The 14,236-nt window shown below is 72.7% G+C and carries 13 protein-coding genes; 7 read left to right on the top strand and 6 right to left on the bottom strand.

All coding sequences use genetic code 11. The features are described 5' to 3' along the window. Window positions 1-16: 16 nt before the first annotated feature. The 4 genes from heR to VR894_RS10105 all read right to left on the bottom strand — a co-directional run bounded on the left by heR (window position 17) and on the right by VR894_RS10105 (window position 2,744). Window positions 17-790 carry a heliorhodopsin HeR gene (gene heR / locus VR894_RS10120; protein WP_324651260.1) on the bottom strand — a complete coding sequence of 258 codons (774 nt, stop codon included), beginning with the start codon at window positions 788-790 and terminating at the stop codon, window positions 17-19. Window positions 791-857: 67 nt separating this feature from the next. Continuing rightward, window positions 858-1,004 carry a hypothetical protein gene (locus VR894_RS10115; protein ID WP_324651259.1) on the bottom strand — a complete coding sequence of 49 codons (147 nt, stop codon included), beginning with the start codon at window positions 1,002-1,004 and terminating at the stop codon, window positions 858-860. After that, a complete protein-coding gene (locus VR894_RS10110; RefSeq protein WP_324651258.1) occupies window positions 1,001-1,660 on the bottom strand; it encodes a DsbA family oxidoreductase in 660 nt (219 codons plus the stop codon). The genes VR894_RS10115 and VR894_RS10110 overlap by 4 nt, the downstream gene beginning before the upstream one ends. 79 nt (window positions 1,661-1,739) lie before the next feature. Beyond that, complete coding sequence (locus tag VR894_RS10105) at window positions 1,740-2,744, bottom strand: Ku protein (RefSeq protein WP_324651257.1); 1,005 nt, start codon at window positions 2,742-2,744, stop codon at window positions 1,740-1,742. A gap of 178 nt (window positions 2,745-2,922) precedes the next feature. Here VR894_RS10105 and VR894_RS10100 point away from each other — a divergent pair, with 178 nt between their 5' ends. Continuing rightward, window positions 2,923-3,291 (top strand): DoxX family protein, encoded by a 369-nt coding sequence (locus VR894_RS10100; RefSeq protein WP_324651256.1) that lies wholly within the window; start codon window positions 2,923-2,925, stop codon window positions 3,289-3,291. On the opposite strand, the gene VR894_RS10095 is transcribed toward VR894_RS10100, so the two are convergent. Further along, on the bottom strand, window positions 3,288-3,908 hold the full coding sequence (locus VR894_RS10095; protein WP_324651255.1) for an XRE family transcriptional regulator: 621 nt from the start codon (window positions 3,906-3,908) through the stop codon (window positions 3,288-3,290). The genes VR894_RS10100 and VR894_RS10095 overlap by 4 nt on opposite strands. Before the next feature lie 47 nt (window positions 3,909-3,955). Between VR894_RS10095 and VR894_RS10090 the strand changes: the two genes are divergently transcribed. Genes VR894_RS10090 through VR894_RS10075 form a run of 4 tightly spaced genes read left to right on the top strand, consistent with a single transcriptional unit; the run spans window position 3,956 to window position 9,243 of the window. Further along, on the top strand, window positions 3,956-4,897 hold the full coding sequence (locus VR894_RS10090; protein ID WP_324651254.1) for a class I SAM-dependent methyltransferase: 942 nt from the start codon (window positions 3,956-3,958) through the stop codon (window positions 4,895-4,897). Between the two features lies 1 nt (window position 4,898). After that, window positions 4,899-5,891 (top strand): NAD(P)/FAD-dependent oxidoreductase, encoded by a 993-nt coding sequence (locus VR894_RS10085; protein WP_324651253.1) that lies wholly within the window; start codon window positions 4,899-4,901, stop codon window positions 5,889-5,891. A 47-nt stretch (window positions 5,892-5,938) separates the two neighbouring features. Continuing rightward, a complete protein-coding gene (locus VR894_RS10080) occupies window positions 5,939-8,419 on the top strand; it encodes an ATP-dependent DNA ligase (protein ID WP_324651252.1) in 2,481 nt (826 codons plus the stop codon). 47 nt (window positions 8,420-8,466) lie between these two features. After that, window positions 8,467-9,243, top strand: coding sequence for an ABC transporter ATP-binding protein (locus VR894_RS10075; RefSeq protein ID WP_324651251.1), 777 nt, complete (start codon window positions 8,467-8,469; stop codon window positions 9,241-9,243). Window positions 9,244-9,330: 87 nt separating this feature from the next. Here VR894_RS10075 and VR894_RS10070 read toward each other — a convergent pair whose 3' ends face one another. Continuing rightward, complete coding sequence (locus VR894_RS10070) at window positions 9,331-9,786, bottom strand: DNA starvation/stationary phase protection protein (RefSeq protein ID WP_324651250.1); 456 nt, start codon at window positions 9,784-9,786, stop codon at window positions 9,331-9,333. A 304-nt stretch (window positions 9,787-10,090) separates the two neighbouring features. Here VR894_RS10070 and leuS point away from each other — a divergent pair, with 304 nt between their 5' ends. Both leuS and VR894_RS10060 read left to right on the top strand, forming a co-directional pair. Next, complete coding sequence (gene leuS / locus VR894_RS10065) at window positions 10,091-13,006, top strand: leucine--tRNA ligase (RefSeq protein ID WP_324651249.1); 2,916 nt, start codon at window positions 10,091-10,093, stop codon at window positions 13,004-13,006. Beyond that, on the top strand, window positions 13,006-13,986 hold the full coding sequence (locus tag VR894_RS10060) for an aldose 1-epimerase (protein WP_324651248.1): 981 nt from the start codon (window positions 13,006-13,008) through the stop codon (window positions 13,984-13,986). Before leuS ends, VR894_RS10060 begins: the two co-directional genes overlap by 1 nt. Window positions 13,987-14,236 lie beyond the last annotated feature (250 nt).

Genomic DNA, 14,236 nt, shown 5'->3' with positions numbered 1-14,236 from the left:
CCGACGTGCGCCCGGGTCAGGCCGCGAGCGTCCCCGCGAAGATCTGCCAGGCCAGCGCCGACTTCGCGGTGAGACTGAGCGTGATGTAGAGCCGCTCTCCCACGAGGTAGTCGCGGAACCTGCCCACCCGCCGGTACTGGAGCCACTGCACCAGCGCGAAGACGTTGAAGAACAGGAACAGCGACACGATGATCCCGTAGACGAACCCCGGCGGCTCCGCACCGGTCGTCGACCCGGGGGCCACGGTGTAGACGACGATCCCGACCCAGGGGACGGCCCCGGCGATGCAGCCGAAGGCGAACGGCAGCCAGCCGCCGTCGCCGGGTTGGTGGTAGCGCTCCTGGAGCCAGCCGAAGAGGATCATCGCGGCGTTCACGCCGAACAGGCCGAGCAGTGCCACGACATCGGAGATGCCGACGAGCTGGGCGATGACGACGATCATCAGGGAGCTGGACAGGGAGTACTCGACCCAGCGGAAGTAGTTGTGCCCCTGCCGCAGGCCCGAGCGGTAGCGGCCGAAGTACGTCGGGGACGCGACGATGACGTGGAAGAGGGCCGACAGCGCCAGGAACGCCGCGATGGCCAGCGGGATCGGCACGTCCCACAGCGTCACCGCCTCACCGGGCGGGCTCCCGGGTGGGCCGGCCAGGTAGCTGCCGGTGACCGGCAGGGTGAAGTCGGTGGCCAGCAGCACCACGAGTACGGCCTGGACCGCGTGGACCACGGCGGCGAGCACGTTGTAGCGGCGCAGCCCGGTGAATCGCCCGCGGTCGTCCTCGGTGGTGCTCATGGTGCTCCGTCCGACAGCCGACGCGGTCCCGCCAGCGTAGACCGGACGGGGAGCGCCCGGGCCGGTGTCAGCGCGGGAGCTCGGCCGCGGTCTCGTCCAGGCCCTGCTCGACGGCGTCCGGCACGGCGCACACCCCGTCGACACACATCGCGGCGTCGTCGGAGCCGAGCGTCGTCAGCCCGGCCGGTGGCGGTGTCAGCGGCAGCTCGTTCACCGGGCCGTCACCGACTCCGAGCGGACCTGCTCGAGCGCCTGGGTGAAGACCTCCGGAGCCTGCGCGCCCGAGACGCCGTACCTGCCGCCGATGACGAAGAACGGCACGCCCTGGATCCCGTAGGCGCGGGCCTGGGCGATGTCGGCGGCGACGGCGTCGGCGTGGGTCTCGTTCTCGAGCGCGTGGCGCAGCGCGTCGGCGTCCAGACCGACCTCCGCCCCGAGCGCGACGAGCTCGTCGACCCGGCCCACGTGCCGCCCCTCCTCGAAGTACGCGGCGAAGAGCCGTTCGACGAGCTCGAGCTGCCTGCCCTGCTCCTTGGCGGCGTGGAGGGCCTGGTGGGCGAGGAGGGTCTTGGTGTGCCGCACGGAGTCGAAGTCGTAGTGCAGACCGACGGAGGAGGCGATCATCGTGACCTGCCGGAGCATCTGCTCGACCTGCTCCTCGGGGAGGCCCTTGTACGCGGAGAGGAAGTCGACCTCGCTGCCCTCGAAGTCGACCGGGGTGTCGGGGGACAGCTCGAAGGAGTGGTAGGTGACGGTGACGTCGTCGGCGCCGGCGAAGGCCGCGAGCCCGGCCTCGAACTTGCGCTTGCCGATGTAGCACCAGGGGCAGGCGATGTCGGACCAGACGTCGACATGGATCGATGAAGTCATGTCAGCGACAACCCGCCACGACGGGTGGCCATTCCCCGGGCGGTCCGTCCCGGGGCGGTCGCCGCCCGCGGGCCTGGCGTCACGCCGTCTTCTTCGTGCTCGCCTTCTTGCGACTCGTCGACTTCTTCGACGACGACGACGCGGGCTTCTCACCGCTCGAGCTCGAGGTGGACTTCGCGGCCGACGACGCCTTGGTGCTCGAGGACGTGCTCCGCGCGCTCGAGGACCGGCCGCTGCCCGCCTTGGTGCCCGAGGCCTTGGCCGAGCCCGTCGACGAGCCGTCGCCACTCGCCTTCTTCTCCTTGGCGGCGGACACCGAGCGGCGCAGCGCCTCCATGAGGTCGAGGACCTCGGCCTCCTCGCCCTCCTCCCGGTCGGTGCCGAAGGTCTCCTCGGTGTCGACCGCTGCGCCCTGCTCGAGCTTGGCCTCGACGAGGGCGCGCAGCTGCTCCTGGTACTCGTCGGTGAACTCGCCCGGGTCGAAGTCGCCGGAGAAGTTCTCCACGAGCGCGGAGGCCATCTCCAGCTCCTTCGCGCTGATCCGCACGTCCTTGTCGAGACCGGCGAAGTCGGGCTGGCGGACCTCGTCCTCCCACAGGAGCGTCTGCAGGAGCATGACGTCGTCGCGCACGCGCAGGGCACCGAGCTGGGTGCGCTGCCGCAGCGTGAACGAGACGACCGCCGTCCGGTCGGTCTCCTCCAGGGTCCGCCGGAGGAGCGCGTAGGACTTCGCGGACGTCGACGCCGGGGCGAGGTAGTAGGTCTTGGACATCATGATCGGGTCGACCTGCTCGCTGGGGACGAACTGGAGGATCTCGATCTCGCGGGAACGCTCGGTGGGCAGCTCGGCGAGCTCCTCGTCGGTGAGCACGACCGTCCGCTCACCGTCGTCGTAGGCCTTGGCGATGTCGTCCCACTCGACGACCTCCCCGCACACCTCGCAGCGGCGCTGGTAGCGGATCCGTCCGCCGTCGGTGTGGTGCACCTGGTGCATGCGCAGGTCGTGGCTCTGGGTGGCGCTGTAGACCGAGATCGGCACGTTGACGAGCCCGAAGGTGATCGAACCCTTCCAGATGGCGCGCATGTCACTCCTTCCCGGGCAGGCTCGACCGACGTGTCGCCCCGACCGCTGGGGACCAGTGAAGTGCCCGTACCGTACTCCCGCCAGTCGGGACGGCGCAGCATCCTTTTGGCGAATCCGCCGCGCGACCCGCGCCGGAGCCCTACGGTGGTGCCGGCGCAACGGTGCGGAGGGAGCGGGCGTGGAGATCTGGTTGTGGGTGGTCACGGCCCTGCTGGCGGTCGTCTTCCTGGGCTCGGGGGTCTCCAAGCTGGTCAAGTCCCGGCGGGCGCTGTTCGAGAGCGGGATGACCTACGTCCAGGACCTCCACCCGGCGGTGCTCAAGGGCGTCGGGGTGCTCGAGGCGGCCGGGGCGCTGGGCCTCGTGCTGCCTCCCGTGCTGGACCGGTCCGTCCACCTCGTTCCGGTCGCCGCCGGTGCGCTCAGCGTGATGATGCTCGTCGCGACGGCGCTCCACCTGCGTCGCCGGGAGCCCTTCGCCGTCCCCCTGACCCTTGCCGTCGTCGCCGGCGCGCTCACCGTGCTGCGGCTCACGGAGTTCCCGGTCTAACCGGCGCCGACGCTCGCGGCGTCCTCGTCGACGACCCCGCCCCGTCCGGGAGCGGGCAGGTGCGCGCGCTCGCCGTCCTGGTCGAAGATCGTGAGGATCTCCGCGGGTCCGCCCACCGCCCCGAGCGAGTGCGGGACCATCGTGGAGAACTCGGCGGCGTCGCCGGCCTCCACGAGGATCGTCCGGTCACCGAGGTAGAGCCGGATGGTGCCCGACAGCACGGTGAACCACTCGCGTCCGGGGTGGACGCCCTGACGGTCCGGTCCGAAGGGGTGGTCGGGGGAGAAGCGCATCTTGGCGACGGTGACGCCGCGGACCGTGCTCTCCCGTGACATCAGCCAGGTCGTGACGCCCGCCGCGTGCCGGGGCTCGGGGCGGATGACGACGTCGTCGTCGGCGACTGCCTCGACGAGGTGGTCGAGGGTGGTGTCCAGGGCGCGGGCGATCGGCACCAGCTGGTCGAGCGCGATGCGGCGGTGTCCGGTCTCGATCCGGCTCAGCGTCGAGGGGCTGAGGTAGCACCGGGCGGCGAGGGCGTCGAGCGACCACCCGCGCGCGAGGCGCATCCCGCGGATGCGCTGCCGGATGACGGCGTCCAGGTCGAGTTCTTGCGTCATACGCAAGATCCTATGTCTTGGGAGCAAAGCGCGTCTAGCCTTGGTGCATGCCCCGTCCCGACGCCCACGGCCCACACGACGCACCCGCCGCCCACGACCACGCCGGCCATGACCACGCGCACGCCGCCGCGCTGCCCGAGCTGCTCGACCTCGACGCCGACGTCCTCGGCGCGTACCTGCCCGCGGTCACCGCCTGGGCCGCCGAGCACCTCGGCGAGGTCCGGGCCGTCCTGGACCTCGGCGCGGGCACCGGTGCCGGCTCGGTGGCACTGGCCGACCGCTTCCCCGACGCGAGCGTCGTCGCGCTCGAGCGGTCGCCCACGATGCTCGAGCGCCTCGCCGCCACGAGTCGCGCGCACGGCCTGACGGACCGGCTCACCGTGCTTTCCGCAGACCTCGACGAGGACTGGCCCGACCTCGGCCCGGCCGACCTCGTGTGGGCCGCGAGCTCCCTGCACGAGGTCACCGACCCGACCCGCGTGCTCCGCGCCGTCCACGACGTGCTGCGTCCCGGGGGTGTCGCGGTGGTCGTCGAGCTGGCCGCCCTGCCCAGCGTGCTTCCCGACGACGTCGGCCGCGACGGTCTGGAGGCGCGCTGCCACGCGGCCCTCGCCTCGGCGGGCTGGAACAGCTACCCCGACTGGACGCCCGCGCTCGTCGCGGCCGGGCTCGAGGTCGTCGAGCAGCGTCGGTTCCCCGTCGAGGTCGGTCCCGGGCACCCGCGGGCGGAGGAGTACGCCCGGGCGCAGCTGCGCCACCAGCGGCGCGCGCTCGCGGGAACGCTGCCGGCCGAGGACCTGGCCACCCTCGACCGCCTCCTGGCCGACGACGGCCCGGACGCGGTGCTGTCCAGCGGCCGCCTCAGGGTCCGCGGCAGCCGCATCGGCTGGCTCGCCCGCCGCCCCCGGTCCGGTGTCGAGCCACCGGGCCGGCTCCGGACCACCTCCGACCCGATCCCGCACCCGCACGCCACACCGAAGGAGCACTGAGATGACCTCCCGGACCACCACACCACCGGACCCGTCCGACCAGCGCCGTCACGACGTCGTCGTGGTCGGCGGAGGGGCGGCCGGGCTGAGCGCCGCCGTGACCCTCGCCCGCTCACTGCGCGACGTCGTCGTCATCGACGCGGGCGAGCCGCGCAACGCTCCCGCCGAGGGTGCGCACAACCTGCTGGGCCGTGAGGGCGTCGCGCCCCTCGAGCTGCTCGCGGCGGGCCGCGAGGAGGCCCTCGGCTACGGCGCGCAGATCCGTCCCGGCCGAGCCACCGCGGCCCGCCGCAGCTCCGACGGCTTCGAGGTCACGCTGGCCGACGGCGCGACGGTGACCGGCCGGCGGCTGCTGCTCGCGACCGGCCTGGTCGACGAGCTGCCCGACGTCCCCGGCGTCCGCGAGCTGTGGGGCAGCCACGTGCTCCACTGCCCGTACTGCCACGGCTACGAGGTGCGCGGCCGGCGCATCGGGGTGCTCGGCACCAGCCCGAACGTGCTGCACCAGACGCTCCTGCTGCGTCAGCTCAGCAGCGACGTCACCCTCTTCCTCCACGAGGCCCCCGAGCCCGACGACGAGGGCTGGGAGCAGCTTGCCGCCCTCGGCGTCCGCGTGGTCGTCGGGCGGGTGCGCGAGCTGGTCCACGACGGGGACGGCCTGCACGCCGTCGTGCTCGACGACGGACACACCTTCCCGGTCGACGCCGTCGCCGTGCAGCCCCGGTTCGTGGCCCGGAGCGAGCTCTACGAGCAGCTCGGCGGCACGCCGACCGAGAACCCGATGGGCCGCCACCTCACGACCGACCCGACGGGAGCGACCGACCTCGAGGGGGTGTGGGCCGCGGGCAACGCCGGTGACCTCAGCGCGATGGTGGGCGCGTCGGCCGCCCAGGGCGTCATGGCCGGGGCGGTGATCAACGCCGACCTCGTCATGGCCGACGCGCGGGCGGCCGTCCGGGAACGCGCGGAGCGGGCGCGGGCCGTCGGCGTGTGACCGGCCCGGCGCGTGCGACGCCTGCCGCCGCCGGGCAGCATGGCGTCATGGCGAAGGACGGCGACCCCGTGGTGGTGCAGGTGGACGGCCACCGGCTCCGGCTGACCAACCTGGACAAGGTGCTCTACCCGGCCACCGGGACCACCAAGGCCGACGTGCTCGACTACTACGCCCGCATCGCCCCGGTCATGCTGCCGCACTGCGCGGGCCGGCCGGCAACCCGCAAGCGCTGGCCCAACGGCGTGGGGACCGCCGACGCACCCGGTGAGGTCTTCTTCCAGAAGAACCTCGGCAGCGGCGCGCCCGACTGGGTGGAGCGCGTCGACATCGAGCACAGCGACCACGTCAACACCTACCCGATCGTCAACGAGGCCGCGACGCTCGCCTGGTTCGCGCAGGTCGCGGCCCTGGAGGTGCACGTCCCCCAGTGGCGGGTGGGCAGCGACGGCCGGCGCCGCCCGCCCGACAGGCTCGTCCTCGACCTGGACCCGGGGGAGGGGGCGGGCATGGCCGAGTGCGTCGAGGTCGCACGGCTCGCCCGGGACATCCTCCAGGGCATGGGTCTGGAGCCGGTCCCGGTGACGAGCGGGTCCAAGGGAGTCCACCTCTACGCCCCGCTGCGGGGCACCGCGTCGTCGGAGGAGGTCAGCGAGGTCGCCCGCGAGCTCGCCCGCAGCCTCGAGGCCGACCACCCGGACCTCGTCGTCTCCAACATGAAGAAGGAGCTGCGACGCGGCAAGGTGCTCGTCGACTGGTCGCAGAACAACAAGAACAAGACGACGATCGCGCCCTACTCGCTGCGCGGCCGCGAGCACCCCATGGTCGCCGCACCGCGGACGTGGCGCGAGCTCCTCCACCCGAACGTCCGGCACCTCGACCACCGCGAGGTGCTCGAGCGCGTCGAGCGTCGCGGGGACCCGATGGCCGACCTCGCCGAGGCCGCCGACCAGGCCGGCGGGCAGCCCAGGCGCGACCGGCTCGAGGTCTACCGTGCCAAGCGCGACGCCAGCAGGACCCCCGAACCCGTGCCCTCCGCCGTCGCCCCCGACGACGGCAGCCTCGCCTTCGTCATCCAGGAGCACCACGCGAGCCGGCTGCACTGGGACCTGCGACTCGCCCACGACGGCGTCCTGGTCAGCTGGGCGCTGCCCAAGTGCGTGCCGACGTCGCCAAGGAAGAACCACCTCGCCGTGCAGACCGAGGACCACCCGATGGAGTACCTCACCTTCCACGGCACGATCCCCAAGGGCGAGTACGGCGCCGGGGAGATGACCATCTGGGACCACGGCACCTACACCTTCGAGAAGTGGCGCGAGGGCAAGGAGGTCATCGTCACCCTCACCGGGCAGGAGGACGGCGGGCTCGCCGGCCCCGACGGTCCCGGCCGCACGAGCCGCTTCGCGCTCATCCACACCGGCGGCCGGTCCGCCGACGAGGACAACCACTGGCTCATCCACCTCATGGGCGCGAGCAGGGACGACGACGACGGCGGCGGCCGCGGCGCCCGAGCGCGCAGGGGCGGAGGCGAGCGGAGCCCGGGTGGTGGTGAGACCGGCTCGGCCCCGGCCTCCTCGATCGAGCCGATGATGGCCACCCTGAGCGACGTGCACGTGCTCGACCCGTCCGCGGACTGGGCCATCGAGATGAAGTGGGACGGGGTGCGCGCCGTCGTCGTCGTCGAGGACGGGCAGGTGCGCCTCATGAGCCGTAGCGGCCGGGACGTCACCGCCAGCTACCCCGAACTCGGTGACCTCGCCGAGTGCGTCCACGCGACGACGGCGGTCCTCGACGGCGAGATCGTGGCCCTCACCCCGACGGGACGGCCCGACTTCGGTCTGCTCCAGCAGCGCATCCAGCTCACCGACCAGCGGGTCATCGCGCGCGCCGCCGCGGAGGACCCGGTGCGGCTCATGCTCTTCGACGCCCTGGAGGTCGAGGGACGCAGCCTGCTCCGCCGCACCTACGACGAACGGCGCGAGGTCCTCGAGGAGGTGGTCGACACCGGGGCCTCCGCGCTGGTCGACGTCCCGCCCGCCTTCGACGGCGACCTCGAGGCCGCGATCGCGGCGAGCCGGGGCTGGCAGCTCGAGGGCGTCGTCGCGAAGCGGCGCGACTCCGTGTACACACCGGGCCGGCGCAGCCGCTCGTGGCTGAAGATCAAGCACGCCGCGACGCAGGAGGCGGTGGTCGTCGGGTGGCGGCCGGGGCAGGGCAACCGTGAGGGCAAGGTCGGGTCGCTGCTGCTCGCCCTCCCGGAGGACGGTGAGCTGCGGTACATCGGCCGCGTCGGGACGGGCTTCTCCGAGCGGGAGGCGTCGCAGTGGGCCCGGGAGCTGGGTCGCGACGAACGCAAGACGCCGCCGGTCGACGTCCCGCGGGCGGAGGCGCGCGACGCGCGGTGGGTGACCCCGCGCAGGGTGGCGGAGGTCGAGTTCGGCGAGTGGACGTCGACCGGTCGACTGCGCCACCCCCGGTGGCGCGGCTGGCGGCCGGACAAGGAGCCCGCCGACGTCGTGCTCGAGTCCTGAGCCCCAGCGCGAGCACGTAGCATGCGTGCGGACGAAGGGAGCTGGAGATGGCGACACGCGCGGTCCTCCGGGCTGACGACCTGTGGGCTGGTTACCCCGGGGTGCACGTGCTGCGCGGGGTGGACCTGGAGATCCGGACGGGCGACGCCCCCGTGGGGATCGTCGGGCCGTCCGGGGCCGGGAAGACCACCCTCGTCCGTGCGCTCCAGGGGCAGATCCGCCCGTCCCAGGGAGCCGTCACCTTCAACGACCGCCCGGTGCACCGTCTCCCGCGCCGCGACACCAAGCAGTTCAAGGCGGCCGTCCGGTTCACCTCACAGGACTCGCTCACGATCACCGACCCCCGGGTCACCGTGGCGCGGAGGCTGGGGCTCGCGCTGGGCGAGGCCCGCAAGGCCGGCCGCACCCACGGCACCTCGATCACCGACCTGCTCGACGCCGTCGCGCTCCCCGCGCAGTTCGCGACCCGGCGGCTCGTCACGCTGTCCGGCGGGGAGAAGCAGCGCATCGCGCTCGCCGCGGCCCTGGCCACCCGGCCCGAGATCCTGGTCCTCGACGAGCCGCTCACCGCGGTGGACCCGCAGGCGAGGATGAACCTGACCCGGCGGCTGGCGCCGGTGATGGCGGACCTCGACACCGCCGTCGTCCTCGTGTCCCACGACCTCGAGCTCGTCGAGCGCACGTGCGGTCACGTCCACATCCTCGACGACGGCGGGTTCGTCGCGGCCGGAGCGCTCGGCGAGCTGCTCAGCGGGACCGACCAGCACCCGACCGTCCGCGACCTCGCGGAGGCCGCCCCCCTAGCCGTCCAACGCTTCCGCTAGACCCCCGGGGGGTAGAGATACGCCGAGAGCGGAGTTGTGTCACGACACAACTCCGCTCTCGGCGTATCCGGGGGGCGAGGGGAGGGGTCAGACCTGGTCGCCTGCGGCGCGGAACATCCACGCCTGCTTCTCCAGACCGGTGGCGATGCCGACCAGCATGTCGTGGCTGAGCGGGTCCTCCCTCTCGATCGCCTCGAGGTTGGCCTTGATCCGGTCCGCGACGGCCTGCAGACGCTCGTCGAACTGCCGGATCACCTTGTCGTCGGCCAGGCGCCCGGCCGACAGCGGCTCCACCCGCGAGGAGTCGGCCACCGCCGAGGCGCGGCCGTCGGGCTCCCCGCCGATCGCCACGAGGCGCTCGGCGACGTCGTCGGAGGCGAGCCGGACCTCGTCGGTGACCTCGTCCAGCTGGAGGTGGACGGAACGGAAGTGGGAGCCGTAGACGTTCCAGTGGGCCTGCTTGGCCTGCAGTGACAGGTCGATGAGGTCGACCAGAGCCTCCTGGAGGCTGGAGGTCACCTTCTCCGAGGGGGTGGCGGCCATGTGTCTTCTCCCTTCGGCGGCGCACGAGGGCGCCGCGACGACGATGACGGAACGCTCTCGAGCATATGACCGGCGCCAGGTGCCCGCCTCCGCGCCGTCGCGCCCCGGCTTCGCAGCCCGGCTTCGCAGCCCGGCGTCGCGGCGACAGGCTGCGGTAGGGTGGCGGGCATGTCGCGACGGGACCTCCTTACGCAGCCGCGCTGACCTCAGCGGGCGCCCTTCGGCGCCGCATCAGCGCGGCGGACCTCCCTGCGGGGAGGTTTTCTCTTGCCAGGAGTGACCCGCACCCACCGTGAGGATTTCGATGAGCACCGACACGACCCCCGCCGTCCCGGCGGAGCCCGCCTTCCGCTACACGGCCGCCCTCGCCGGCGAGATCGAGCAGAGGTGGCAGGACCGGTGGGAGGAGCGCGGCACGTTCCACGCGCCCAACCCCACCGGTGACCTCGCCGGACCGGTCTCGGACGACACCTTCTACGTCCTGGACATGTTCCCCTACCCCTCGGGCAAGGGACTGCACGTCGGGCACCCGCTGGGGTACATCGCCACCGACGTCGTGGGCCGCTACCACCGGATGAAGGGCAAGAACGTCCTCCACGCCCTGGCCTACGACGCGTTCGGCCTGCCCGCGGAGCAGTACGCCGTGCAGACGGGACGTCACCCGCGTCTGACGACCGAGGAGAACATCGTCACCATGCGCCGCCAGCTGCGGCGCCTGGGACTGGGCCACGACGAGCGCCGCTCCTTCGCGACGACGGACACCGACTACGTCCGCTGGACGCAGTGGATCTTCCTGCAGCTCTTCAACGCCTGGTACGACGAGGACGCCGAGCGTCCCGGCGGCGGGCGGGGCGCCGCGCGCCCGATCACCGAGCTGGAGGCCGCCTTCGCCGACGGCACCCGGCGCACGCCGTCGGGCCTGCCCTGGGGGGAGATGGGCGACGACGCGCGCGCGGCCGCGCTGGACGCCCACCGGCTGGCCTACGTCTCCGACGCCCCGGTCAACTGGTGCCCCGGCCTGGGCACGGTGCTGGCGAACGAGGAGGTCACCGCCGACGGGCGCTCCGAGCGGGGCAACTACCCGGTGTTCAAGCGCAACCTGCGCCAGTGGATGATGCGCATCACCGCCTACGCCGACCGTCTCGTGGACGACCTCGAGGACATCGACTGGCCGGACAAGGTCAAGGCGATGCAGCGCAACTGGATCGGCCGCTCCGAGGGCGCGACCGTGCGCTTCGCGCTGCCCTCCCGGGTGAGCGCGGGGGAGGCCGAGGGCGGGTCGGCCGAGCTGGCGCTGGAGGTCTTCACCACGCGTCCGGACACGCTGTTCGGGGCCACGTTCATGGTCGTGGCCCCGGAGCACCCGCTCATCGACGACGCCGTCCCCGCCGCGTGGCCGGACGGCACGACGGAGGAGTGGACGGGTGGGCACGCCACGCCCACCGAGGCCGTCGTCGCCTACCGCACGCAGGCCGCCGCCAAGACGGAGATCGAGCGGCAGGACGAGGGGCGGTCCAAGACCGGCGTGTTCACCGGCGCCTTCGCCACCAACCCGGTCAACGGTGCGCAGCTGCCCGTCTTCGTCGCCGACTACGTCCTCATGGGCTACGGCACCGGCGCGATCATGGCCGTGCCGGGCGGCGACCAGCGCGACTTCGAGTTCGCCCAGACCTACGGCCTGGACGTCATCCACACCGTGCGGCCCCCCGCCGACTTCGCCGGTGGCGCCTGGACCGGTGACGGGGAGATCATCAACTCGGCGAACGAGGACGTCTCGCTCAACGGCCTGGGCGTCGAGGACGCGAAGGCGGCCATCACCCGGTGGCTCTCGGACAGGGGGCTGGGCGAGGCCCGCACCACCTACCGGCTGCGCGACTGGCTGTTCTCCCGCCAGCGCTACTGGGGCGAGCCCTTCCCGGTCGTCTACGACGACGAGGGCCGGGTCCACGCGTTGCCCGAGTCGATGCTGCCCGTCGACCTGCCGGAGGTCCCGGACTACTCGCCGCGGACCTTCGACCCCGACGACGCCACCTCCTTCCCCGAGCCGCCGCTGGGCCGGGCCGAGGAGTGGGTGACGGTCGAGCTGGACCTGGGGGACGGCGTCAAGACCTACCGCCGGGACACCAACACGATGCCCAACTGGGCCGGCTCGTGCTGGTACGAGCTGCGCTACCTCGACCCGCACAACGAGGAGCGGCTGGTCGACCCCGTCAATGAGCAGTACTGGATGGGCCCGACGGGCGGGAAGTCCCTCGGCGGCGCGGACCTGTACGTCGGCGGCGTCGAGCACGCCGTGCTCCACCTGCTCTACGCCCGCTTCTGGCACAAGGCCCTGTTCGACCTGGGCCACGTCTCCAGCGCCGAGCCCTTCCACCGGCTGTTCAACCAGGGCTACATCCAGGCCTACGCCTTCGCCGACTCCCGCGGGCAGTACGTGCCCGCGGACGAGGTTGAGGAGGTCGCGGCACCCGACGGCTCGGGGGAGGTGACCTACCGCTGGCAGGGGCAGGAGGTCTCCCGGGAGTACGGGAAGATGGGCAAGTCGCTGAAGAACATGGTGACCCCGGACGACATGTACGAGGCCTACGGCGCCGACACCTTCCGGGTGTACGAGATGTCGATGGGCCCGCTGGACCTGTCGCGTCCATGGGACACGCGCGCCGTCGTCGGCTCCCAGCGGTTCCTGCAGCGGCTGTGGCGCAACGTCGTCGACGAGGACTCCGGTGAGCTGCTGGTCACCGACGAGCCCGCCGACGAGGAGACCCGCCGGGTCGTCGCCAGAACCATCGACGAGGTCGAGACCGAGATGTCGGCGATGCGGGTCAACACCGCCATCGCCCGCCTCATCGTGCTCAACAACCACCTCACCGGTCTGGCCCGGACGCCACGGGAGGCCGTCGAGCCGCTGCTGCTCATGCTCGCGCCGATCGCCCCGCACATCTGCGAGGAGCTGTGGGGACGGCTCGGCCACGGGGAGTCACTGGCCCACGAGGCCTTCCCCGCCGCCGACCCGGCGCTGCTGGTCGAGGACACCGTCACGTGCGTCGTCCAGGTCGCCGGCAAGCTCCGCGACAAGCTGGAGGTCCCCGTGTCGATCGACGCGGAGGAGCTGGAGCGGCTCGCGCTGGACACCCCGGGCGTCAAGCGCGCCCTGGGGGAGCGAGCGGTCCGGAAGGTCATCGTGCGCGCACCGCGGCTCGTCAACGTGGTGCCGGCCTGATGGAGCGGGGCGACCTGGGAGGGGAGCCGACCGTCATCGTCCGGCACGGCGGCACGCGGCTGGAGGTCGCGCTCGCCGGGGCGACCGTGCTGCGGTGGTCGACGTCCACGCCCGACGGCGGCACGGTGGAGCTCGCCGCGGGTTACGCCTCGGCCGCCGAGCTCGAGCGCAACCTCTCGGGTGCGTTCGCGATCATGGCCCCGTTCGCCAACCGGCTGCGAGGCGGGCGCTACACGTTCGACGGCAGCGAGTACGACCTGCGCCCCGAGATGCACCCGCAGGACACCGAGGTCATCCACGGGCTGGTGCGGCGGGCGCGGTGGCGGCTCGACGGCGTGGACACCAGCGGCGAGCTCGCCGCGCTCACCCTGTCCACGACCATCCGCCCGGAGCAGCACGCGGGCTACCCCTTCGCGCTCGACCTCGAGGTGGTCTTCCGGTTCGGTGGGCAGCGGCTGGGTGCTGAGCTGCGCGCCCGCAACGTCGGGCCGACGGACGCGCCGGTCGTCCTCGGCTGGCACCCCTACCTCACCCTGCCCGGCCACGAGACCGTCAACGGCCTGCGCCTGACCGTCCCCGCCCGCACCCGGGTGGCCGTCGACGAGCAGCTCATCCCGCTCGCCGGCGAGGAGGCCTACCGGGAGGTGGACGACGACGGTGCCAGCTGGGACCCGCTCGACGACACCCGGCTCGACACGGCCTTCCTCCTCGCGCAGACCGACGGTGTGGCGTCCACGTGGCTGCGGTCCCCGATGACCGGCCGCTCGATCGAGGTGCGGCAGCGCGCCGACCAGGCGCCCGTCATGCACGTGTTCACCGCGGACACCCTCCCGGGCAAGGAGCGGCAGTCGATCGCGCTGGAGCCGGTGAGCGCCGTCGCCGACGCCTTCAACCGCGAGGAGTGGGACGACCGCGTGCGCCTCGCCCCCGCCGCGGTCCGCGAGCTGTCCACCGAGATCATCCACCACCCCAACTCCTAACCGGACCCCCCCTTCTCACGCCGAGAGCGGAGTTGTTGCGCAGGGGGCCCCCCTTCACGCCGAGAGCGGGGTTGTTGCACACGGAGCGCCGAGCCACCTCCTTCCGCCGAGAGCGGAGTTGTTGCGCACGAGGCGCCGAGCCGGTCCCACCCCCCTCGTCATGTCGAGAGCGGGATTGTCGCGCACGGGGCGGCGTAGCCGACGCCACCCTCCTCACGCCGAGAGCCGGGTTGTTGTGCACGAGCCGGCC

The sequence above is a fragment of the Georgenia sp. H159 genome, assembly GCF_035607575.1.
Classification (GTDB): Bacteria; Actinomycetota; Actinomycetes; order Actinomycetales; family Actinomycetaceae; genus Oceanitalea.
This window is presented reverse-complemented; position numbering and strand designations above follow the sequence as displayed.